We start from the raw sequence: 22,311 nt of genomic DNA, 5'->3' as shown, positions 1-22,311 counted from the left end.
GCCAAAACCTCAATAGCGATAATTAAAAGGAGCAAAGAAAAGGAAATCTCATCCTCAAATCTTTGCTCCTACTTCTACTGTTATTTACTTGACTTTATTAGTAGTTCCATTATTTCATTGTCATTCAATATTGTTTGATTCAAAGTTGTCTAGCAATACACGCACTTCATCCGTTGATTTTGTGTTCATCAATTGACTTCTTAATTCACCAGCTCCTCTGAATCCTTTGACATAAATTTTAAAGAAGCGATGAAGTCCTGTGATGGAACGTGGCAGTTCTTCCGCATATTGATCTTGAAGATCGAGCTGCAGTCTTAAAAGATTAAGGTACTCTTTACTGCTATGTTCTTTTGGCTCTTTTTCAAAAGCAAAAGGGTTTTTAAAAATACCTCGTCCAATCATCACGCCATCAATACCGTATTGTTCAGCTAGCTGCAGTCCCGTTTGACGGTCAGGAATATCTCCATTGATTGTTAGCAGTGTATTAGGTGCAATACGGTCACGTAGTTTTTTGATTTCCGGAATAAGCTCCCAATGCGCATCTACTAGGCTCATTTCCTTTCTTGTTCGTAAATGAATCGAAAGGTTCGCTATATCCTGCTTTAAAATATGCGTTAGCCAATCTTCCCACTCATTTACATCCTTGTAGCCAAGTCGCGTTTTCACGCTAACAGGCAGTCCGCCCACTTTTGCTGCTTGAATCAATTCTGCCGCAACATCTGGTCGGAGAATTAGGCCACTCCCCTTCCCTCTTGATGCTACATTTGGTACAGGGCAGCCCATGTTAATATCAATGCCTTTAAATCCTAGCTCTGCCATGCCAATACTCATTTCACGGAAATACACAGGGTTATCTCCCCAAATATGTGCCACCATTGGCTGCTCATCTTCTGTAAAGAGCAAACGGCCACGCACACTTTTCTTTCCCTCTGGATGACAGTAGCTATCCGAATTTGTAAACTCAGTAAAAAACACATCTGGTCGACCTGCTTCACTTACAACGTGACGAAACACAACATCTGTCACATCTTCCATCGGTGCCAATACAAAAAATGGCCGTGGTAAATCACGCCAAAAATTATCGTTCATGTTATTTCCAATTCCTCTCACTATGGACATATTGATACATTTACCTCATTACCTAATAGAGGTAGAAGTATTCTTTATCAAGAACTAATGTAAAAATCAACAATGTTTATTTTAACGAAAATCCGTCCTAAATGATATTTTAAAAAATAAAAAAGCAGATGGATAGCTTGTTTCTATCTCATCTACTTTTATTATACCTAATTTTCATTTCTATATTTTTTCGAATGGATCCATTTGTGAGGTGGATTTAAACAAAATAGATAATATGACTGCAGTACAAGCCGTAGACATCGAATATTTACTCTCCTACATTTGAGTTCTTCCGTTATCTTCTTGTATCTGTATATTATGTTGTACCTTTAGTATCTCTGGTTTTTTCGACCAATAGGTAGCGAGAATTGGACCAGAAATATTATGCCAAACAGCCCCAAGTACACTAGGTAAGGCCGCTAAGGGACCGAAGTGGGCAGTGGCTAGCGCTACACCTAGACCAGAGTTCTGCATTCCAACTTCTATTGAAATAGCTCTTCGATTGCTTTCATCGAGGCCTAATAGACGAGCTGTTATATAACCAAATAACAATCCGAATGCATTATGAAGCACTACAGCTGCAAAAATAATGGAGCCTGCCGAAGCGATGGTATCCACATTACCAGCAACAACAGCGGATACAATAATCATAATAGCAACTACTGAAATAAGAGGAATCACATTAATACTTTTTTCTACGATTTGAGGAACAACTCTTCTTATAACAATCCCTAGGATAATAGGGATAATAATTACTTGAATAATTGAAGTAAACATTGCTATTGGATCAACTGGCATCCATTTACCTGCAAGTAATAATAGGATGAGTGGTGTGGCAATTGGAGCTAATAATGTCGAAAAGGATGTCATTGTGATGGACAAAGGTACATTTCCTTTAGCTAAATACACCATGACGTTTGAAGCAGTTCCACCAGGTACAGATCCAAGAAGGACTAGCCCCGCAGCTAATTCTGCTGGCAAGTTCATCATATAAGCAATTAAAAAAGCGGCAAGTGGCATGATAACATATTGAGCACATACACCAATAATGACTGGTACTGGATTCGTTATAACCAATTTAAAATCTACTGCTTTTAACGTCAGACCCATGCCAAACATAACAATGCCTAGCAAAATTGTGATATACCCTCCAAATATTAAAAAGGGCTCCGAAGCTATAAAGGCAATAACAGCAATACAAATAACCCAGATGGCAAAATATTTTCCAGCTATCGTACTAATCGCTTCTAAAATTTTCATAATTCCACTCCCTATATTTTTATTTTCAATATTTTATTCGGATTGAAAAGTGTGTCAGGGTCAAGTGCTTGTTTAATCTTTTCCATCACTAGAAGTGCTTTACCGTGTTCTTTCTCTTGATATTTCTGCTTACCAATGCCCACACCATGTTCTCCTGTACAAGTTCCTCCTCGTTCAAGTGCATACATCACAATCAATTCATTCAATTCATCAGCTTTCTTTATTTCTTTTGGATCATTCATATCAATCATTAATAGTACATGGAAATTGCCATCACCAACGTGTCCAACAACCCCACCTGTAAGCGCTAACATATCAAGTGCTTCTCTTGCATGTTCTATAGCACCTGCTAATTCGGATATCGGTAAGCAAACATCGGTTACCATTAGTTTTTTTCCTGGGTGTCCATGGACATAGGCATAAGCTAAATTATGGCGAGCTTCCCATAGCTGATTTCGGGCTGCATTATCCATCTCAAATTCAATATTTTCACAATTATGAGCCGCTACAATCTCTTTCATAAATTCTACATCTTGCCTTAAGCCAGCCTCATTCCCCTCAAACTCTAAAAATAAGGTTGGTTGTTCCTCATAAGCTGTTTGACTATACAAGTTCACTTGCTTCATTGAGGGTTCATCTACAAGTTCGACTCTTGCAATGGGAATTGCCGCTTGTAGAATACTCACCACTCCTTCCACAGCATCATTCACTGTTTTGAAGGATGCTCTAGCAGCCATTACACATTCAGGAATACCGTAGACTCTTAACGTCAATTCAGTAAAACAACCAAGTGTTCCCTCAGACCCCACGAAAAGCCCATTTAAATGGTAGCCTGATGAAGATTTTTCTGCTAAATTTCCTGTATGAATCACTGTTCCATCTGAGAGAACAACTTCTAAATCTCGAACTTGATCGCGCATAGTTCCATATTTAACAGATGTTGTCCCACTAGCATTTGTTGCCGCCATTCCTCCAATTGTTGCATCTGCTCCTGGGTCTACGGTGAAAAATAATCCATATTTCTTCAATTCTTTATTTAACTGAGAACGCGTTACCCCTGGTTGAACTTTCACAAGAAAGTCCTTCTCTCTAACTTCTACTATTCTGTTCATAAGTGAAAAATCAATCGTTATCCCATGATTATATGGGATGACATGTCCTTCTAAGCTTGTTCCTCTTCCAAATGGCACTATCGGTACTTTGTATTGATTTGCTATGTTAATTATTTTACTCACTTCTTCTGTCTTTGTCGGAAACACCACAATATCAGGAAGACTGGCGCTATGATAGGATTCATCACTGCTATGCTGTTCTAAAATCGTTTGATTGATTGTCACTTCAATTTCTGGAAGAACTCTACGTAGAGCCATCACCAATTCTGCATTCGTAGTAATCATTTTTACTTCCCCTTTTGCTCTCATAGTATTTGGATTGTTTAATTGATAAATTTATATGTCATACCAATTTTCTATATCATTAAAATTGGTCCAACCTTTTTTACATTGTACTAAATATTCAGAAAATATCAACTATTAATTTTTTTCTTAAATTGATAAACATGCTGTATTTCTGTATGATTAAAGCGTTTATAGTACTATGTATTTAAGGTGGTGAGATAGGTAATGCCTCAACCAAAGAAAAAAGCGTATCAAGTTATCGTTGATCAAATAAAGGAATATTTTTTAAATGGTGAATTACAGCCTGGGGATAAACTCCCGACAGAAAGAGAATTAGCGAGTCGTTTTAATGTCAGTCGAACATCGGTGAGAGAGGCACTTCGAAAACTTGAAATAAAGGGATTTATTGAAATTAAACAAGGCAGTGGTAGCTTTATTAAAACAGCTGAATCCCATACTTTAGGCGAAGAGCTTTCCTCTACAATTATAAATACTGAAAAAAAATTAATTTATGAAATGTTGGAGCTTCGCCAAGCACTTGAAGTAGAGTGTGCCTTTTTAGCTTCACGACGAGCTACTTCTGTAGACTTAGAACGAATTAGCAAAGCATTAGATATGATGGATCAAGGTAAAAATGATGTAGAATTAGGAATTCAAGCAGACCTAAGTTTCCATCTTAATATTGTACTTGCTTCACATAACTCAATATTTTTACAATTATTTCAAACCCTTAGTGAGCATATGCAAGACACAATCCGGGCTACCCGCAGACAACGCTTGGAAGATTCGGAACGAACGCAAGAGACTATCGATGAACATAAAAGAATTTACTTAGCCATCGCTTCTGGAGATGCGAACCAAGCTAAGCAACTCATGGAAAACCATATCACGCAAATAAGACGAGAACTGACAGAGTCCCTTTTAAGTCATATTGGAGAAAAAAACAATTAAAACTAGAGAAACACAATTATATATAGTTTATAAGTGATGAGATGTTTTGAATGGTTATTGTCAATGTGAATTGACTCAATTAATGAAGGTTTCAGATGGATGAAATTACATGGAAAAAACTCGGATTCGTTTTTGATCGAATCCGAGTTTTTATTGATAAACAAAAAATTATTTTAAATGAAATATGTCCTAAAACGGTAATTTTTTTATTGTGTAGGTGAGTTTAGTAATGGGTTACTCGTTTAACTTCAACCATGCTACTGCTTCACAATGCGTCGAATGTGGGAACATATCTACTGGCTGGATTTCCTGTGTGTGATAGCCGCCATCCTCTAAAATGCGTAGATCGCGTGCTAGTGTGGCTGGGTTACAGGATACGTAGACCACTCGTTTTGGTCGTTGCTCTAGAATAGTAGTTAGCAATGCTTCATCGCAGCCTTTGCGCGGTGGATCAACTACTAGTACGTCTGCTTCCTTGCCTTCTTTATACCATCTTGGGATAACTTCCTCTGCTGGGCCTGCTTCAAAATAAGTATTTGTAAAGCCATTAAGCAGTGCGTTGCGTTTGGCATCTTCAATCGCTTGTGGGACAATTTCCACGCCCATTACGGTCTTTGCTTTTTGAGCAAGGAATAAAGAAATCGTACCAATTCCACAATACGCATCAATGACACGTTCATCTCCTTGCAAGTCAGCATAATCTAGTGCTTGCTTGTAGAGGACCTCTGTTTGCTCTGGGTTGACTTGATAGAAGGAACGAGCAGAGATTTCAAAACGTACGTCACCAATTGTATCAATAATAACGTCTTTACCCCAAAGGTTGATTGTATCATCACCAAAAATAACATTGGTTTTCTCACTATTCACATTTTGCATAATTGATGTAACGTTTGGTACTAGCTTTTGGATGACTGCAATAGCTGCCTCTTTTTGTGGGAATTTTTGCTTTTTCGTTACAAGGACAACCATGACTTCGCCTGTTGCTCGTGCTTTACGGATAACGACATGACGCAACATGCCTTCATGTGTATGCTCATTGTAAGAGCGAATGCCTAACGTTGCTAATTCCTTTTTCAAGCCTGCAAGAATTGCATCTGCTTCTCCTGTTTGAATTAAACAGCGATCCATATCCACAATGCTATGCGTTTTTGTTTTATAAAATCCTGCAATCGCTTGTCCTGCTTCATTTTCAGAGAAAGGAATTTGGGCTTTATTACGGTAGTGCCAAGGTTCTTTCATACCTTTTACTGGGTGAACAGGTGCATGAATTTTACCAATGCGCTGCATCACATTGCGCACCATATTTTCTTTCCATTTTAGCTGTCCCTCATAGGATAAATGCTGTAATTGGCAGCCGCCACACTGCTTGAAGTAATCACATGGAGCTTCAACACGGTCTGGAGATGGCTTGATAATATCTATTACCTTTGCAAAGCCATAGTTTTTTAATGTTTTTAACACATGGATTTCGGCCGTTTCGTTTGGCAGTGCGCCTTGTATGAATAGTGGATAACCTTCAACCTTTGCGACACCATTGCCATCATGCGTTAGATCTTCTATATAAACTGAAAGTCGTTCATTTTTTTTCACGGGTGCTGACATTCGTACATCCTCCATTTCAATCTCCTTATTGTAGCATGTGTTGGCGAATGAAAAAAGAACAAGACTTGGCTGTTGCGTGTCTCTGCTAATTAACTTGAAAAAAGAGTCGCTATTCGCGACTCTTTTCCTGCTCTTTTGTAATATGATAATCCCTTGGTGCCCACCAAAATGCACACAAGATCCCAAGAATGACGACAATAAAAGGTGCATAAAAAATTAAAAAACTTTGCATATGTGCTTTCCTCCTATGCGTGATTGTCTTCTTTTCCTGTCACATATTTTTTATTGAATAAGAATAGTTTCATCAATAAATAAAGTGAAGGAAGAAGAAGACACAGTCCTAAAATAAATGCGATAACTAAAGCGATCGCCATTTGTGTGCTTGTAAAGCTATCGTAAATGGTTAAATACGGATACAGTAGGTATGGATATTGAGCTATTCCATAAGCAAAGAAGGCTACGGCAAATTGAGCAATCAGAAGCCCAACTGCAAGTCCGTACTTTTTACGCATGGCAATGAGTACGACTGTGACAATAAATAAGACAGCTGAAATCGCAAACATCCACCATAAATTCACCATATGACTGTAGCTCTCTGGGTTGATGGATTTCATTTCATACATAATGCCAAGCGCACTAATCATTAGCGGTGCTGCCCACACAAGAGCATATTTTCTCATCAGTTTCGTTGCTTCGCTATCATTTGCTTTATGTGCGTACCATGTTAAAAATACGGCTGAAATATACAATACAGCAGCGATACTTAGTACCACTATGCTCCAAGCAAATGGACTTGTATATAAAGTCCAGTAGTTCAGTACAGGCTGCCCATCAATTACATCTACATAGCCTCCTCCAGCAATGGCAAAGACAACGGATAAAGAAGCGGGAATTAATAAACCTGCTACACCATATGTCAGTGTATATCCGATATGGCCTCGTGTACCATACGATTCAAAGGCATAGTAGGAGCCTCGAATTGCCAATAGTACAAGCGAAATACTAACGGGCACAAGTAAAATCGTTCCGTAATAAAAAGCGGTTTGCGGGAAAAATCCTACGATTCCTACAAAGAAGAATACTAAAAAGACATTGGTAACTTCCCAAACAGGCGATAAATAACGTTTAATAATATTTGTTAAAATATGATTTTTTCCAATAAGTAGGCTGTATGCATTAAAGAAGCCAGCACCAAAATCGATCGATGCGACAATGACATAGCCAAATAGGAATATCCATAATACTGAAATACCTAAAATCTCTAACGTCATAGGATGTCACCGCCTTTTTCAGAGTGGCGATCTTCAATCTCACGTTCGATTGGGTTCTTTTTAAACATTCTTACCAATACGACAATACTTCCCACTGCTAATACTGCATAGACGCCTGCGAATAAAAGCAGCATTAAATCCACATGGTCGCTCGTCGTAGCTCCCTCAGGTGTACGCATTAGTCCATAAAGTATCCATGGTTGACGTCCAACTTCGGCAAGCCACCAACCTGCTTCAATCGCGATAATTGATAGTGGTCCTCCCGCTACGATAATCCATCTATACCATCGTGAATGAATAAACTGCCAGCCCCGTGCTTTCCCTACAACATAAAGTAATGAAACTAGCACCATAAACATACCAATGGAAACCATGATATCAAAGAGATAGTGAATATAGAGTGGCGGTAGATCCTCTTCCTCAAATTGATCTAAGCCGATTACCTCTGCATTAGGATTAAAATGTGCAAGAATACTTAAAGCATACGGAATTTTAATAGCATATTTAACTTCTTCTCCCTCTAAGACACCAAATAATACAAGAGAAGCCTTACCTTCTGTTTCAAAATGCCATTCTGCTGCGGCTAGTTTTTCGGGTTGATATTCGGCTAAGTATTTTCCTGAAAAATCTCCAATCACAGCGGCTGCAATGGAGAAAATCAAGCCAATTTTCATTAGTAAAAGTAGTGATTTTTTATGGTATACATGCTTCGAGCCTTTTAACATTCTAAATCCTGCAATAGCTGCTAGCACAAATGCCGATGTCATGTATGCTGTCACAAGTACATGCGCAACCTTTGTTGGCATGGCGGGGTTAAACATTGCAAGAAAAGGTTGAATATTAACAAGTTCTCCGTCTACGATATCAAATCCTCTTGGTGCGTTCATAAAAGCGTTAACGATTGTGATAAAGACTGCTGACATCGATGCTCCGACAGCAACAGGGATTAACAGAAGCATATGCTTTTTCTGACTATCAAAGCGATCCCAAGTATATAAATAGATGCCCAAGAATATCGCCTCAAAGAAAAATGCAAACGTTTCCATAAAAAGTGGTAACGCAATTGTTTGACCAGCGAGTTGCATAAAATTAGGCCACAATAATGATAGTTGTAAGCCGATTGCGGTTCCAGTTACCACACCGACAGCTACAGTAATGACAAAACCACGGGCCCAACGTCTTGCCATTAAGATATAATGTTCATCATTCTTTTTATACCCAGTCCATTGAGCAATCATAATCATTAACGGGACACCCACACCAATTGTTGCATAAATAATATGGAACGATAATGTTAACTCCGTTAATGCTCGGCTCCAATAGACCGCTGATTCATTAATCATCTCATTGCCCCCTTAACTTCCAAATATTCTTCCAAGAATAGAAAGTAGCATAATGATTGCAACACCAAAGCTTAGCCATATAAGCTTCTTTTCTTGTGACTTATACAAAGGCAACACTTCCTTTCCCTTATCCATACCCCCATTTTCCACTATTTCAACGAAAAAAACCTTAATAACGGACCGAAATTTCAGTCTATTATTAAGGTTTCAAATTTTGTTCAAGTAATATACGCACATTTGCCAAACATTTTTCTAATTTCATTCACAATCTTACTTCTAAAGCTTCTTTTATGGAATTTAGCCAGTTTTATTCTAGTGATGGAATTTTCGTTAAGAGGATTTGGAACGCTTTTCACTTCCTTTAGAGCGCCACTCCTTCTTTGAGAGCGCTTCAAGCAATCAACCCAAAAATACAAAATAAAGCTCATCCTCAATAAAATCGGATGAGCTTTTCGGGTTCATTAAATACGGTCTTCCTCTCGAATATCTGCGAGTGGAACAAAGATTTCGATGTGACGCTTTAGGTTTTCAAATGTAGCGGGAGCGTCTCCGCCATATTCGCCATCGAGATTAAGGTGGACCTCATTTTCTGTAGTAACTTTGACAACGCTAGCTTTTTTGTAGATGACCCGATCATCATTTAAATGTTCGCCTCTTAATGCCATAGCAGCTAGTTGAATAAATTCAGGAAGACTTACCTTCTTTAGCACTATTAAAGTAAAGTAACCATCATTAATGCTTGCATCAGGAGCTAGTTTTTCAAAGCCGCCTACTGAATTCGTTAACCCACATAGGAACATCATAGCGTCGCCATCAAATACTTCGCCATCATATTCAATGCGCATATGTGAGGCTTTAATGGATGGAATCATCTCAACTGCCTTTACATAATAGGCTAACTGACCAAGCATTGTTTTCATTTTGCTTGGTACTTCGTAAGTTAGCTCTGTTATACGTCCGCCAGCAGCAATATTGATGAAATAGCGTTCCCCATTTAAGAGACCAACATCCACTGGTAATGTGTCGCCTTGAATAATAATGTCTACTGCCTCTTCAATATTTCGAGGGATATGCACGGCACGGGCAAAATCATTTGTAGTGCCCATTGGAATTAGACCAACTTTCGGACGGTTTTCAAATGGACTTACACCTGAAACAACTTCATTTAATGTGCCATCTCCACCAACTGCGATGATGATATCAAAACCGCGTTCTACCGCATTTTTTGCTGCAAGCGTTGCATCACCTTCACATGTTGTTGCGTGACAGGATGTCTCGTAGCCTGCTACCTCTAGTTTTTCCAACACCTCTGGTAGATGTTTCTTAAACACTTCGCGTCCAGATGTAGGATTATAAATGATTCTTGCTCGTTTCATAACATACCTTCCTGCTTCATAAGATTCTACTTCATTCAACGTATTTATAGGTTGAAATGTTGCAATACTCTTGTTATTTTTGTAATGCTTCTGTTACTTGCTTCTTAAAGTCCTCATAAACATATGTCCAATATGTTTGATTGGAGATATTTTCCTCACGAATTTCTGCATAAAGAGTCTTTTGTGCCTCTTCAAAGGTTGGATCTTCTTTATCTGGTAAGCTTGCTCGTTTCGTTACGACGAACTCTTGTAATTCTGGTGCACGTGGTCCCCATTTTCCAATCACATCTCCTGCATCATCTAACAATAGATAAATCGGAATTGCACGGCCACCGTTTGTTAAATAACGATCAATTAGCTCTGTATCAGCATCACGGAAAACGGTACGCATATCTAATCCTGCCGCTTCAGCAATACGACGAATAATTGGATTATTTAACATTGCGTCTCCGCACCAATCCTCTGTAATTGTTAAAATTTTAGGTTGTTTTTCTTTTAATAACCCGATAACACCATCGTTTGTTGGTACTTCAAAGCCATCATAAATACGAAAGCTTTCTTCTTTTAACGTCGTCATGTTCTCCATATATTGTTGTATTGATATAGCTTCATTAAAATACTGTTGTTCTGTTTTCATTGGCTCGTCCCCCTTATTACTGTCTATTCTATATTTTGCTATGAATACTCTTTTTAAACAACTATTAAGTTTCGTAAAATGCAAATTTGTTACATTTTTGAAAATTAATAGCCGAGGGAGCAATGAAGCTCTCTCGGCTATTATGTTACAACGAGTATTATCGTTTGGCAATTTCTTGTTGTAATAATTTATTAACCATTGGTGGGTTAGCTTGACCTTTTGTTGCCTTCATAATTTGACCAACTAAGAAGCCAATCGCACGGTCTTTACCATTTTTGAAGTCCTCGATAGATTGAGCATTGTTATCTAAAACTTCTGTTACGATTGCTAGTAATGCACCTTCATCAGAAATTTGCACTAAGCCTTTTGCTTTCACTATATCCTGCGCAGAGCCGCCATTTTCTACTAATTCAGCAAATACTTTTTTACCGATCTTAGAAGAAATTGTACCGTCCGTGATTAATTTCACCATTTCAGCAAGGTTTTCTGGTGTTAATGCAGTATCTTTTAGATCTTTTTGCTCTGCGTTTAAATAAGCAGAAACATCACCCATTAACCAGTTAGCAGAAAGCTTAGCATCTGCCCCCTTTGCTACCATTGCCTCAAAGAAGTCTGAGATCTCTTTAGAGATAACAAGAACTCCAGCATCATAAGGTGTTAAGCCTAGTTCTTCAACATAGCGTTTTTTACGAGCATCTGGAAGCTCTGGAATTTCAGATTTCACACGCTCTAACCATGCATCATCAATTGAAAGACGAACTAAGTCTGGCTCTGGGAAGTAACGGTAGTCATCTGTTCCCTCTTTAACACGCATTAAAATTGTTTTACCTGTTTTTTCATCAAAACGACGTGTTTCTTGCTCAATCACGCCACCAGATAATAATACATCTGCTTGACGTAATTCTTCATGCTCTAAACCACGACGAACATAGTTGAAGGAGTTCAGGTTTTTAAGCTCTGTTTTTGTACCAAATTCTTCTTGACCATAAGGGCGAAGAGAAATATTGGCATCACAACGTAGTGAGCCTTCTTCCATCTTACAATCAGATACGTCAGTATATTGAATAATCGATTTTAATTTTTCAAGATATGCATATGCTTCGTTTGGTGTACGAATATCTGGCTCAGAAACGATTTCAACAAGCGGTGTTCCTTGACGGTTAAAGTCAACTAGTGAATGGTCACCAGCATGTGAAAGTTTACCAGCGTCTTCTTCCATATGAAGACGCGTGATACCGATACGTTTTGTATAGCCGTCTACTTCAATATCGATCCAGCCGTTTTTACCGATTGGTTTATCGAATTGTGAAATTTGATAAGCTTTCGGATTATCTGGATAGAAGTAGTTTTTACGGTCAAACTTTGTTTCTTGCTCGATTTCCATATTGAGTGCCAGTGCTGCACGCATAGCGAAATCTACTACATTTTTGTTCAGGACTGGTAGGACCCCAGGATAGCCTAAATCGATTACTGTTGTATTTGTATTTGGTTCAGCACCAAAGTGAGCTGGTGCTGGTGAGAAGATTTTTGAGTTTGTCTTCAACTCAACGTGTACTTCTAAACCAATGACTGTTTCAAAGTTCATGTTATTTTCCCTCCCACATTTGAGGAACTTCTTTATGGAACTCAGTAGCTTGTTCAAAAGCATGAGCCACACGGTAAATAGTTGCTTCATCGAAATATTTACCAATTATTTGTAAACCTAGTGGTAGACCGTTTTCAAAGCCACAAGGAATTGAAATTGCTGGTACACCTGCTAAGTTCATCGGGATTGTTAAAATATCGTTTGCATACATTGTCATTGGATCATCAACATTTTCACCAATCTTGAATGCTGGTGTTGGAGCTGTTGGTCCAATGATAACATCAAAGTCTTCAAATACTTTATCATAGTCTGCTTTGATCAGTGTACGTGCTTGTTGTGCTTTTTTGTAGTACGCATCATACGTACCTGCACTTAGTGAGTAAGTACCTAACATGATACGTCGTTTTACTTCATCACCAAAGCCTTGAGCACGTGTTTCTTTATAAAGGTCCATTAAATTTGTCACGTTTTCTGCACGGAAACCATAGCGGATACCATCGAAACGAGATAGGTTAGAAGACGCTTCAGAAGAAGAAAGGATATAGTACGCAGCTAGTGCATATTTTGAGTGAGGAAGTGATACCTCTTCTACAGTAGCGCCTAAGCCTTTTAATACCTCTAATGCTGCAAGCACTGATTGACGAGCTGCTTCACCAACGCCTTCACCAAGGAATTCTTTTGGCACAGCAATACGTAAGCCCTTAACATCACCAGTAAGAGCTGCAGCGTAATTTGGCACCTCAACATTCGCAGAAGTCGAATCATTTGGATCTAATCCAGCGATAGCTTCTAGTAATAGCGCATTATCTTCAACATTGCGTGTAATTGGTCCAATTTGATCTAGAGAAGATGCGAATGCAACGAGACCAAAACGAGATACACGACCATATGTAGGTTTCATCCCTACAACACCACAGTAAGCTGCAGGTTGACGGATTGAACCACCTGTATCTGATCCAAGAGAGAATGGTACTTCACCAGCTGCTACAGCTGCTGCAGATGCACCTGAAGAACCTCCTGGTACGTGGTTTAAGTTCCATGGATTTTTTGTTGTTTTATAGTATGAGTTTTCGTTTGAAGAACCCATTGCAAATTCATCCATGTTTAATTTACCAACTGTAATCATGCCAGCTTCACGTAGCTTGTTGACAACAGTTGCATCATAGATTGGCATAAAGCCTTCTAGAATTTTAGAGGCACATGTTGTTTCTAAGCCTTCTGTTACGATGTTGTCTTTCACACCGATCGGTAGACCGAATAATGGTCCACGCTTTTCAAATGGTACTTTATCCATTTCAGCAGCTTGAGCAGTTGCTTTTTCTTCGTTTGAAGCAAGGAATGCTTGTACATCGCCATCAAGCTTTGCAATACGCTCGTATGCTTCTTTCGTTAAGTCAGCGATTGATAAGTTACCCGCTTTAATTTCTGCTTGTAACTCCTTAGCTGAACGTTCAAATAGCGTCATGAGGAATCCTCCTATGTTTTAGTATTACATGATAGCTGGTACTTTTACTTGACCATCTTCTTGTTCTTTTACGTTTAACATCATTACTTCTCGGTCTAAACCTTTTACTGCTACATCTTCACGCATTACGTTCACTAATGGTAAAACGTGCGTTGTTGGTTCAACATTTGTTGTATCCAGTTCATTTAACTGCTCCGCAAAGTCTGTAATTTTGCCAAGCTGTTCAGCAAATTTCTCTGCTTCTTCTTCTGTAATTGCAAGACGTGCTAAATTTGCCACGTGCTTTACTTCTTCTTTTGTTAATTTAGCCATTTTTCACACCTCCGAATACTTGTTCAATTCATTGTTTTTATTGATAACAATAGGGTTGAATAAAGTTAACCATGCCAATAATCATAACATTTTTCATTTTAAAAATCACAACTTTCACTAAAAATATAGAAACTTTCACTACTATAACAAAGTGTTGTCTCTATCATCCTGTTGTGTTCCTCTATTTCAATCCATTACCATAAAAAATATAGTCAGCACAAAGGCTGACTATATTAATCATAGATATGCACGTAAGGGTCCTTGTCATTGGCCTTTTTGATGATTAATGCCTCAGGACCATTCACTGAAGTAACACTCACTTCCACATGAATATTATCAAATTGATTGATTAAAATCCCTGTTAAATATTGCGTAAATCCTATTATCTCTGCTTTGCCGAAAAATTGGATTGGGATTTCAATCGAAAGATTTTGTATTTGTTTATTACGATAGAAACCAGTACCGATCACACTTGTATAGTTAGAAAAATATTTATCAACATCTTGTTTGAAGTTCTTGAAGTTATTGTTGACATCTCGGTATACATCTTGTGAATCATCTGTTGGGAACAAGACGTAATTTTCATCTATACCTTCCCAATCAGCGATGCTGTTCTGCCCAGCTTTTGCTACACCATAGCTAAAGTATGTCCCTGGAATAATTTGATTACGGGCTTGCTGCTTAAACAAACCGACCACAATCGGTACATCCTTTAACTCTTCACGTGAACGTAAACGAGAAACGATTTCAGCAGCCATTTTTTTGCCTTGCTCAATAAGAGTAGACTCTGAAATTGGTTCCTCGTAATATTCCCCATACTGTTCTTTTTGATAATAATAGATAGAATTTAAGGCAAGACCGATTGAAATCCCACCTAGTTTCACTTTATTATCCTTCGTTTTTGTTAAGTAGTTTTGCTCTACAATATGGGATAAATAAACTGGAGCCTTTGTTGCTCGCTCCTCAGGTGTCATTGTGTCTGTTGTCGGTGGATTTAATCCATCCTCTGTTTGTGAACTACGAGCAAGCCAAGAGCTTACTGTACTTTCAGCTAAATATTGACCTTCTTGGAAGTAGTAGTTTTCTGTGTCGAACTCATTTTGAGATAAACGCATTAAACCTGATTCAACTTCCTTCATATCATATTTCGTATAAATGTTAGAAACCACTAGACCTCTACTTGCACTCTCTTTATAAGGGATAAGCGTCTTATAATAAGATTCATCAATTTGTATGCTTGGAATAATTGTTGTTTCAGCTTTTTCTTTCTGTTGCGTTTCCTGTGTAAGCTCTGTCTCCTTCTTGTCAGAAGGCACACAGCCGACTAGCATTGCAGCAGCTACGATTGCTGGAATGAGTCGAAAAGACTTCATTATTTAGTGCTCCTTTACTAATAGTCAATTTTAGGTCGACGAAACTACTCGACGCCTTGATGTAACGATTGTGCACCAGATATCGCTTCCTATTCATAAAAAGGGAGGATATCATGCACTTATTAGATGAGGTTAAGTTGTTCAATTAAGTTATCTTCAGTCCAAACTTCGATACCCAATTGCTCAGCCTTTGTTAGTTTAGAGCCTGCATCCGCACCTGCGATCACTAGATCTGTTTTTTTGCTGACACTACCCGTGACTGTACCACCTAACTCTTCTATTTTCGCTTTTGCTTCGTTGCGTGTCAATTGCTCAAGTTTACCAGTTAAGACAATTGTTTTACCTGCAAAAGGACTATCACCTATCGCCACTTCTACTTTTTTACCTTTGTATGTCATATTCACGCCTGCATCAGCAAGACGCTCAATGACTGCTCGTGCATCTTCATTTGAGAAATACTCCACTAACGATGAAGCCATTTTATCTCCAATTTCATAAATTGCCACAAGCTGCTCCTCTGTTGCAGCCATCACGGCTTCCATTGAACCAAATTCCTCTGATACGATTTTGGCTGCTTTTTCACCAACATGACGAATTCCTAGTCCAATTAACAAACGCTCCATCGAATTTTCCTTCGATGCTTGAATAGCATTTACTAAATTAGTTGCTGATTTTTCGCCCATACGTTCCAATTCCACAAGTTGCTCCACCGTTAAATGATACAGGTCAGAAACATCATGTATTAAATCTGCACGCAATAATTGCTCCACTACTTTATCCCCAAGACCGTCAATATTCATCGCGTTTCGAGAAACAAAATATTTTATGCTTTCTGCGATTTGCGCAAAGCAGGCAGGATTTACACAGCGCAAGGCAACTTCGCCTTCAATACGAATCAATTCACTATCACAAACAGGGCAATTTTTTGGCATGACAAAAGGGACTGAATCCTCAGGACGTTGTTCTATAAGCACACCTACAACTTGGGGAATAATGTCACCAGCTTTTCGAATAATAACTGTATCTCCAAGACGAATATCCTTATCTCGAATTAAATCTTCATTGTGTAAAGAAGCACGTTGAACCGTCGTTCCCGCTACTTGTACGGGGGTTAAAATCGCTGTAGGCGTAACAACACCTGTACGACCTACTGTTAAATCAATATCAAGTAAAGTTGTAACAACTTCCTCTGCCGGAAATTTGTAGGCAATTGCCCAGCGTGGACTCTTTGCTGTATAACCTAGTTCATCTTGCTGAGCATAACGGTCAACTTTAATAACAATTCCGTCAATCTCGTAAGCTAATTTTGGACGGTTTTCTGTCCAATGTTCTATAAAGGCCATTACCTCTTCAATCGTAGAGCATCGTTGGCGTTCTTTATTTGAAGGGAAGCCTAGGCCTTCTAAATAATCAAGCATTTCTGCATGACCGTCGATACCATATACTTCACCGTCTCCACCAATGGCATAGATAAACGTTGATAATTGGCGACTGGCCGCAATTTTAGGGTCTAATTGACGTAATGAGCCAGCAGCAGCATTACGAGGATTAGCAAACAACTCCTCACCATTGTCAGCACGTTGGGCATTTAAGTTTTCAAAAGATTTTTTCGGCATATATGCCTCACCACGTACTTCAATCGTAATGGGTTCCTTTAAACGAAGGGGAATCGCACGGATTGTCTTTAAATTGGCGGTAATATCTTCTCCTACCACACCATCTCCTCTTGTAGCCCCTTGTACAAACATGCCATTTTCATATTTTAATGAAATAGCCAAACCATCTATTTTCAGCTCACATACATAAGAAAATTGATCTCCGATAGCCTGACGTACTTTACGATCGAATTCTCGTAAATCTGCTTCATTAAAAGCATTTGAAAGACTAAGCATCGGGTAATCATGCGTCACTTTTTTAAAGCCCTCTACCACTGCCCCACCAACACGCTGCGTAGGAGAATCAGGGTAAATTAGGGATGGGTTTGCTTCTTCTAATGCAATCAGTTCCTGTAATAGCTGGTCATAGACACTATCAGCTACGACAGGTTTATCTAACACATAATAGGCATAACCATATTCATGCAATAATTTATTTAACTCCGCTATACGCTGTTCTATTTCGTTCATTTACGTTCCTCCGCTTACGCTTTTTCAATAGGTGCAAATTGAGCAAGTAATCGCTTTATACCAATTGGTTGTGGGAATGCGATATCGAGCTCTGTACTATCACCTTCACCTTTTACACTAACAACCATACCTGTTCCCCATTTTTTATGAATCGCCTTATCTCCAGCCTTCCATCCAAATTGATCTCCGCCCGTTGCTTGTAAACGTGCGGTGGCAGGTTGTGTTTGCTGAATAGCACCAAGTGTACGCTTTTGATGGCCACCGGTTGAACGATTGTTAGTAGCAAATGGTACTGTTGATGTTGTCCCTGCCTTAGAAATTGACTCTGTAATATCTTGAGAAATTTCACCTAAAAATCGGGAGGCATTATTAAAGCTTGAGCGACCAAAAATCGTACGGCTTTGGGCACAGGTTAAATATAGACGTTCCTCAGCACGAGTCACACCTACGTACATAAGGCGGCGTTCCTCTTCCATTTCATCTTGATCGTCTAGTGAGCGGGAATGTGGGAAAATGTTTTCCTCCATACCGATAATAAAGACAACTGGGAACTCTAAGCCTTTAGCTGCATGCATCGTCATTAAAATAATATTGCCCTTGGATGCATCCTCTTTGTCGAGTGCATCAATATCAGCTATAAGGGCTAAATCGGTTAAAAAGGCGATTAAGCTTCTATCATCACTGCGCTCTTCAAAAGCCTTTGTGACAGATAAAAACTCTTCAATATTTTCTAAACGGCTTTCTGCTTCAATTGTTTTTTCGTTTTGTAACATTGCTCGATAACCCGATTTATCAATAACTTGCTCCACAATTTCAGTGACAGACAGATATTCCTGCATTTGTGTAAAGCCTTTAATCATGGCATAAAATTGCTCAGCCGAATTTGCTGCTTTCCCTGATAGTCCCATGAAAACAAGATCATTCATCGCGTCAAAAATCGAACGATCCTGATCTATTGCATAACGTGCCATTTTTTCAAAGGAAGTTGCACCAATACTGCGCTTTGGCTCATTAATAATACGTGCTAGTGATAAATCATCATCATTATTGGCAATAAGTCGTAAATATGCTAGTAGGTCCTTTATCTCTTTTCGATCATAGAACTTTGTTCCACCTACTATTTGATAGGCCATATTGGACTTAACAAGTACTTCCTCCATTACACGAGATTGAGCGTTTGTACGATATAAAATAGCAAAGTCATCAAAGGAACGATTTTCTTTTTCAATTAACTGTTGAATCGTTTGTACAACAAATTGCGCTTCCTCTTGCTCGTTATAAGCTTTATATAGTGCAATCTTTTCACCTTCTGAATTTTCTGTGCGTAATTCTTTTGGGTAACGTGTTGTATTATTTTGAATGACGTCATTGGCTGCTTGTAGGATGCGTTTAGTTGAACGATAATTTTGCTCTAACATAATCACCTTTGCAGTAGGATAATCCTTTTCGAAGGATAGGATATTCCCAATATCTGCACCACGCCAACGATAAATGGACTGATCGGAATCACCTACAACACAGATATTTTTAAATTTCTTTGCTAGTAACTGTACAAGTAAATACTGAGATTTATTGGTATCTTGATATTCATCGACATGAATATATTGAAATTTATTTTGATAATATTCAAGCACTTCAGGTACACGTTTAAACAACGTAATCGTCGTCATAATCAAATCATCAAAATCAAGGGATTGGTTGCGGCGTAATCTTTTCTCATAGCCTTTATAGACACGTGCAACTGTTTGTTCATAAGGGTTTTTATCATTCATTTGTCCAGCGTAATCATCCGCTGCTATACACTCGTTTTTTGCCGCACTAATAGCATTTAAAATTGCTCGTGGCTCAAAACGTTTTGGGTCAATATTTTCTTCCTTCATCACATTTTTGATGACTGAAAGCTGATCCGTAGAATCTAAAATAGAGAAATTACGAGAAATGCCTAGTTGATCGATATTACGACGTAAAATCCTTACACACATGGAGTGGAAAGTCGATACCCACATACTATCGCCAGTACCATTGCCAAGAATGCCATCAATACGATCTCGCATTTCTCGTGCTGCTTTATTTGTAAATGTAATCGCTAAAATTTTAGAAGGATATACTTCCTTTTCGATAACTAGGTAAGCAATACGATGTGTTAAAACTCGTGTTTTTCCTGACCCAGCACCTGCCATAATGAGTAATGGTCCTTCAGTTGTTTTAACTGCTCTTTCTTGTTCAGGATTCATGCCTGCTAGTAAATTTTTTGTTAACTGTTCCATTTCGCACCGCCTTACAAACATTTGTTCTAAAATTATAACGTATTTTTAACAGCCTTAACAGTCGCAAGTGCAGCTTTTAAATCTTCGTAAATAATATTTCCAACTACTACCGTATCAGCAACGCGTGCCATTACCTCTGCTTGCTTTGCAGATGTTATGCCACCACCGTAAAAGAGTTTGGTATGCTTCAGTTCGTTTTTCACAGCACTGACTACCTCTAAATTGCCATACATTCCACTGTACTCTAAATAAAAAACAGGCAGTTTAAAGAAATTCTCTGCCATGCGTGCATAAGCTACCACATCATCAATCGTTAAATCTGTTTTCGCACCCGTTACATGGGCTACTTTACAATCAGGATTTAAAATACAATATCCTTCCGCTACTAATTCATCCCATACCATAATATCACCGTATTCTTTAATAGCCTCATGATGTAAATTTTTAATCCATTTTGGATCATCACTATTTAATACCGTTGGGATGAAATAATAGTCGTAACCTGGTGTTACCGCATCAATCGTAGAAATTTCAAGCGCTATTGGCACCTCAAAACGACGCACTCGAACAAGTAAATCTAATACCCCATCCAACGTTACATTATCTGTTCCCCCAACTAAAATAACATCTGTCCCCGACTCGCAAATTTTTTCTAATGCTTCATCGGAAATGTCCTTCGCTGGATCTAGCTTGAACACATGTCTCCATTCCAAATAATCCATCTATGTTTACCACCTATCATTTTCTATCTATTCGTTTACAAGTATAGCTTATGATTCACGACAAAAAAATGAAAAAGACCGAGTAGAACTTCTACTCAGCCTTTTTTCTGACTATTCTTTTGGTGCTTGGAATGGTTTTTCATCTGGATACAAACGACCTAACATTTCATCATATGTATCATTCCCATAATCGAAGCAGCGACGCACGCGCGAAATAGTTGCAGTACTTGCCCCTGTTTCCTTTTTAATGGATTCGTAGGTTTTCTTTAATCGTAATAAATGTGCAACCTCAAAGCGTTGTGCCAACGATTGAATTTCGCTAATCGTACATAAATCATCAAAAAACTTATAGCATTCCTCGATGTCCTTCAACTCTAACACTGCTTTAAATAATTGATCTGTTTGATGCCCCCGAATTTTTTCGATTTGCATGCAATTTTCCTCCCTTTAAGGCTGCGTTTTCACCATTGCTTGTAACCCTGGCGAAGATGGTACGAAATGAACCCACGACTTTCCTGGTACAAGCTTTACAGGATCCCCCGTTTGCTCTACAGCCATTGGTATTCCATTAACATTAGCCCACTTGACTTCCCTCAAATAGCCATTTTGAAATACATACGCATTTCCACCAGACGTTAAATCAATTGCTTGGCGACCAATATCATCGATTGTTTGGTGATCCATTTCGAAAAATAGAACATTTGCCAATGACACTGTTTCGCCTGTTAACATATCTTTTGTGTCCACGCTAGCCGATTGTCGTTCATAGTGATTAGTTTGATGATCATACACATACGCGTTATGGAAATCTTCATTATTTCCGTAATAAATGTCAATTTGACTTGTTTCAATACCTATTTTACCACGTTCATCAGGTTCATAAAAAGCCTGAAGTACTTTTTCACTGTAATTCATTGAAGCGCCTACCATTTCAGCACCTTTTAGAATGTTGTCTGATGTAATATAGGAATTGTGTGGCGCAACGCGGTCGTTAGAACGTTTAAACAGAATACCATCATAAGCCATACCGTTGATATTGTCGACGATACGATGATCAAGCATTGTTTTCGCCTCCGGACTATAGCCATGTGCTACATAAAAGGCATCAAATCCCTTGGCCATATCGATAAAATAAGAGCGTGCACTACGAACCGGCCCAATATTTTCAGGCAGTTCACTTTGGTATACTGCTAAAAAGCGTGTCACATTACCTTCTGCAAGCATTTCATAAATAATATCAGCCGCAGCTAAGCCTGACTGTGGACGTGCCGCTGGATGATTATTAATGGTTACGATAATTGGTCGCTGTGTAATTTCTTCTTGTACAGCCTCCCCAGTAAGTGGTGCAACAAAAGCTGGTTGTTGCACAGGCTCCTCCACTACTGCTTCTTCCTCTACAATTGGTTCTTCATCCTCTTTGACTTTTGGTGTATCCTTTGAACATCCCCCGATCACCAAAGCACTAAATGCAAAAGCAATCCATAATTTTTTCGATTTGAACACAA

Annotated in this window: 19 protein-coding genes; 1 reads left to right on the top strand and 18 read right to left on the bottom strand. The window is 38.6% G+C overall.

Features of this window, described 5'->3' with window-relative positions:
* Nucleotides 1-120: 120 nt before the first annotated feature.
* The 3 genes from JIN86_RS20715 to JIN86_RS20705 form a co-directional block, all read right to left on the bottom strand.
* Nucleotides 121-1,089, bottom strand: a complete 969-nt coding sequence (locus tag JIN86_RS20715) for a tRNA dihydrouridine synthase (protein ID WP_004225675.1) — start codon at nucleotides 1,087-1,089, stop codon at nucleotides 121-123.
* Between the two features lie 306 nt (nucleotides 1,090-1,395).
* Nucleotides 1,396-2,379: a bile acid:sodium symporter family protein gene (locus JIN86_RS20710; protein ID WP_202342756.1), complete on the bottom strand. Its 984-nt coding sequence runs from the start codon at nucleotides 2,377-2,379 to the stop codon at nucleotides 1,396-1,398.
* Nucleotides 2,380-2,390: 11 nt separating this feature from the next.
* Nucleotides 2,391-3,776 carry an FAD-binding oxidoreductase gene (locus JIN86_RS20705; protein WP_202342755.1) on the bottom strand — a complete coding sequence of 462 codons (1,386 nt, stop codon included), beginning with the start codon at nucleotides 3,774-3,776 and terminating at the stop codon, nucleotides 2,391-2,393.
* Between the two features lie 225 nt (nucleotides 3,777-4,001).
* Between JIN86_RS20705 and JIN86_RS20700 the strand changes: the two genes are divergently transcribed.
* Entirely contained in the window at nucleotides 4,002-4,727 is a 726-nt protein-coding gene (locus JIN86_RS20700) for a FadR/GntR family transcriptional regulator (RefSeq protein ID WP_004225682.1), read from the top strand.
* A 234-nt stretch (nucleotides 4,728-4,961) separates the two neighbouring features.
* Here the strand turns inward: JIN86_RS20700 and rlmD are convergent, their stop codons facing one another.
* The 15 genes from rlmD to JIN86_RS20630 all read right to left on the bottom strand — a co-directional run bounded on the left by rlmD (nucleotide 4,962) and on the right by JIN86_RS20630 (nucleotide 22,309).
* Nucleotides 4,962-6,329 (bottom strand): 23S rRNA (uracil(1939)-C(5))-methyltransferase RlmD, encoded by a 1,368-nt coding sequence (rlmD, locus tag JIN86_RS20695; RefSeq protein WP_202342787.1) that lies wholly within the window; start codon nucleotides 6,327-6,329, stop codon nucleotides 4,962-4,964.
* Nucleotides 6,330-6,438: 109 nt separating this feature from the next.
* Nucleotides 6,439-6,561, bottom strand: coding sequence for a cytochrome bd oxidase small subunit CydS family protein (cydS, locus tag JIN86_RS23830; protein ID WP_004225690.1), 123 nt, complete (start codon nucleotides 6,559-6,561; stop codon nucleotides 6,439-6,441).
* Nucleotides 6,562-6,574: 13 nt separating this feature from the next.
* A complete protein-coding gene (locus JIN86_RS20690; protein WP_004225693.1) occupies nucleotides 6,575-7,600 on the bottom strand; it encodes a cytochrome d ubiquinol oxidase subunit II in 1,026 nt (341 codons plus the stop codon).
* Nucleotides 7,597-8,943, bottom strand: a complete 1,347-nt coding sequence (locus JIN86_RS20685) for a cytochrome ubiquinol oxidase subunit I (protein WP_202342754.1) — start codon at nucleotides 8,941-8,943, stop codon at nucleotides 7,597-7,599. Before JIN86_RS20685 ends, JIN86_RS20690 begins: the two co-directional genes overlap by 4 nt.
* Before the next feature lie 461 nt (nucleotides 8,944-9,404).
* Complete coding sequence (locus tag JIN86_RS20680) at nucleotides 9,405-10,319, bottom strand: diacylglycerol kinase (protein ID WP_004225701.1); 915 nt, start codon at nucleotides 10,317-10,319, stop codon at nucleotides 9,405-9,407.
* 73 nt (nucleotides 10,320-10,392) lie between these two features.
* A complete protein-coding gene (locus tag JIN86_RS20675; RefSeq protein ID WP_202342753.1) occupies nucleotides 10,393-10,956 on the bottom strand; it encodes a thioredoxin family protein in 564 nt (187 codons plus the stop codon).
* A gap of 157 nt (nucleotides 10,957-11,113) precedes the next feature.
* On the bottom strand, nucleotides 11,114-12,541 hold the full coding sequence (gene gatB / locus JIN86_RS20670) for an Asp-tRNA(Asn)/Glu-tRNA(Gln) amidotransferase subunit GatB (protein ID WP_009374262.1): 1,428 nt from the start codon (nucleotides 12,539-12,541) through the stop codon (nucleotides 11,114-11,116).
* 1 nt (nucleotide 12,542) lies between these two features.
* Nucleotides 12,543-14,006: an Asp-tRNA(Asn)/Glu-tRNA(Gln) amidotransferase subunit GatA gene (gene gatA, locus JIN86_RS20665; RefSeq protein ID WP_004225706.1), complete on the bottom strand. Its 1,464-nt coding sequence runs from the start codon at nucleotides 14,004-14,006 to the stop codon at nucleotides 12,543-12,545.
* 24 nt (nucleotides 14,007-14,030) lie between these two features.
* A complete protein-coding gene (gene gatC / locus JIN86_RS20660) occupies nucleotides 14,031-14,318 on the bottom strand; it encodes an Asp-tRNA(Asn)/Glu-tRNA(Gln) amidotransferase subunit GatC (protein WP_004225708.1) in 288 nt (95 codons plus the stop codon).
* A gap of 233 nt (nucleotides 14,319-14,551) precedes the next feature.
* Nucleotides 14,552-15,691: a CamS family sex pheromone protein gene (locus tag JIN86_RS20655; protein WP_004225709.1), complete on the bottom strand. Its 1,140-nt coding sequence runs from the start codon at nucleotides 15,689-15,691 to the stop codon at nucleotides 14,552-14,554.
* Between the two features lie 122 nt (nucleotides 15,692-15,813).
* Nucleotides 15,814-17,817, bottom strand: a complete 2,004-nt coding sequence (gene ligA / locus JIN86_RS20650) for an NAD-dependent DNA ligase LigA (RefSeq protein WP_004225711.1) — start codon at nucleotides 17,815-17,817, stop codon at nucleotides 15,814-15,816.
* Nucleotides 17,818-17,831: 14 nt separating this feature from the next.
* A complete protein-coding gene (pcrA, locus tag JIN86_RS20645) occupies nucleotides 17,832-20,084 on the bottom strand; it encodes a DNA helicase PcrA (protein ID WP_004225713.1) in 2,253 nt (750 codons plus the stop codon).
* Between the two features lie 32 nt (nucleotides 20,085-20,116).
* Nucleotides 20,117-20,806: a heptaprenylglyceryl phosphate synthase gene (gene pcrB, locus JIN86_RS20640; protein ID WP_202342752.1), complete on the bottom strand. Its 690-nt coding sequence runs from the start codon at nucleotides 20,804-20,806 to the stop codon at nucleotides 20,117-20,119.
* Nucleotides 20,807-20,917: 111 nt separating this feature from the next.
* The gene (locus JIN86_RS20635) at nucleotides 20,918-21,238 is read right to left on the bottom strand and encodes a YerC/YecD family TrpR-related protein (protein WP_004225717.1); all 321 of its coding nucleotides are present in this window, start codon (nucleotides 21,236-21,238) and stop codon (nucleotides 20,918-20,920) included.
* Nucleotides 21,239-21,253: 15 nt separating this feature from the next.
* The gene (locus JIN86_RS20630) at nucleotides 21,254-22,309 is read right to left on the bottom strand and encodes a DUF3048 domain-containing protein (protein ID WP_004225719.1); all 1,056 of its coding nucleotides are present in this window, start codon (nucleotides 22,307-22,309) and stop codon (nucleotides 21,254-21,256) included.
* Nucleotides 22,310-22,311: the final 2 nt, after the last annotated feature.

The sequence above is a fragment of the Lysinibacillus sp. HST-98 genome, assembly GCF_016757845.1.
Classification (GTDB): domain Bacteria; phylum Bacillota; class Bacilli; order Bacillales_A; family Planococcaceae; genus Lysinibacillus; species Lysinibacillus capsici.
This window is presented reverse-complemented; position numbering and strand designations above follow the sequence as displayed.

Coding starts and splice junctions, on each gene's coding strand:
- JIN86_RS20715 (WP_004225675.1), bottom strand. CDS start 1,089: ATGAACGATAATTTTTGGCGTGATTTACCACGGCCATTTTTTGTATTG.
- JIN86_RS20710 (WP_202342756.1), bottom strand. CDS start 2,379: ATGAAAATTTTAGAAGCGATTAGTACGATAGCTGGAAAATATTTTGCC.
- JIN86_RS20705 (WP_202342755.1), bottom strand. CDS start 3,776: ATGATTACTACGAATGCAGAATTGGTGATGGCTCTACGTAGAGTTCTT.
- JIN86_RS20700 (WP_004225682.1), top strand. CDS start 4,002: ATGCCTCAACCAAAGAAAAAAGCGTATCAAGTTATCGTTGATCAAATA.
- rlmD (WP_202342787.1), bottom strand. CDS start 6,329: ATGTCAGCACCCGTGAAAAAAAATGAACGACTTTCAGTTTATATAGAA.
- cydS (WP_004225690.1), bottom strand. CDS start 6,561: ATGCAAAGTTTTTTAATTTTTTATGCACCTTTTATTGTCGTCATTCTT.
- JIN86_RS20690 (WP_004225693.1), bottom strand. CDS start 7,600: ATGACGTTAGAGATTTTAGGTATTTCAGTATTATGGATATTCCTATTT.
- JIN86_RS20685 (WP_202342754.1), bottom strand. CDS start 8,943: ATGATTAATGAATCAGCGGTCTATTGGAGCCGAGCATTAACGGAGTTA.
- JIN86_RS20680 (WP_004225701.1), bottom strand. CDS start 10,319: ATGAAACGAGCAAGAATCATTTATAATCCTACATCTGGACGCGAAGTG.
- JIN86_RS20675 (WP_202342753.1), bottom strand. CDS start 10,956: ATGAAAACAGAACAACAGTATTTTAATGAAGCTATATCAATACAACAA.
- gatB (WP_009374262.1), bottom strand. CDS start 12,541: ATGAACTTTGAAACAGTCATTGGTTTAGAAGTACACGTTGAGTTGAAG.
- gatA (WP_004225706.1), bottom strand. CDS start 14,006: ATGACGCTATTTGAACGTTCAGCTAAGGAGTTACAAGCAGAAATTAAA.
- gatC (WP_004225708.1), bottom strand. CDS start 14,318: ATGGCTAAATTAACAAAAGAAGAAGTAAAGCACGTGGCAAATTTAGCA.
- JIN86_RS20655 (WP_004225709.1), bottom strand. CDS start 15,691: ATGAAGTCTTTTCGACTCATTCCAGCAATCGTAGCTGCTGCAATGCTA.
- ligA (WP_004225711.1), bottom strand. CDS start 17,817: ATGAACGAAATAGAACAGCGTATAGCGGAGTTAAATAAATTATTGCAT.
- pcrA (WP_004225713.1), bottom strand. CDS start 20,084: ATGGAACAGTTAACAAAAAATTTACTAGCAGGCATGAATCCTGAACAA.
- pcrB (WP_202342752.1), bottom strand. CDS start 20,806: ATGGATTATTTGGAATGGAGACATGTGTTCAAGCTAGATCCAGCGAAG.
- JIN86_RS20635 (WP_004225717.1), bottom strand. CDS start 21,238: ATGCAAATCGAAAAAATTCGGGGGCATCAAACAGATCAATTATTTAAA.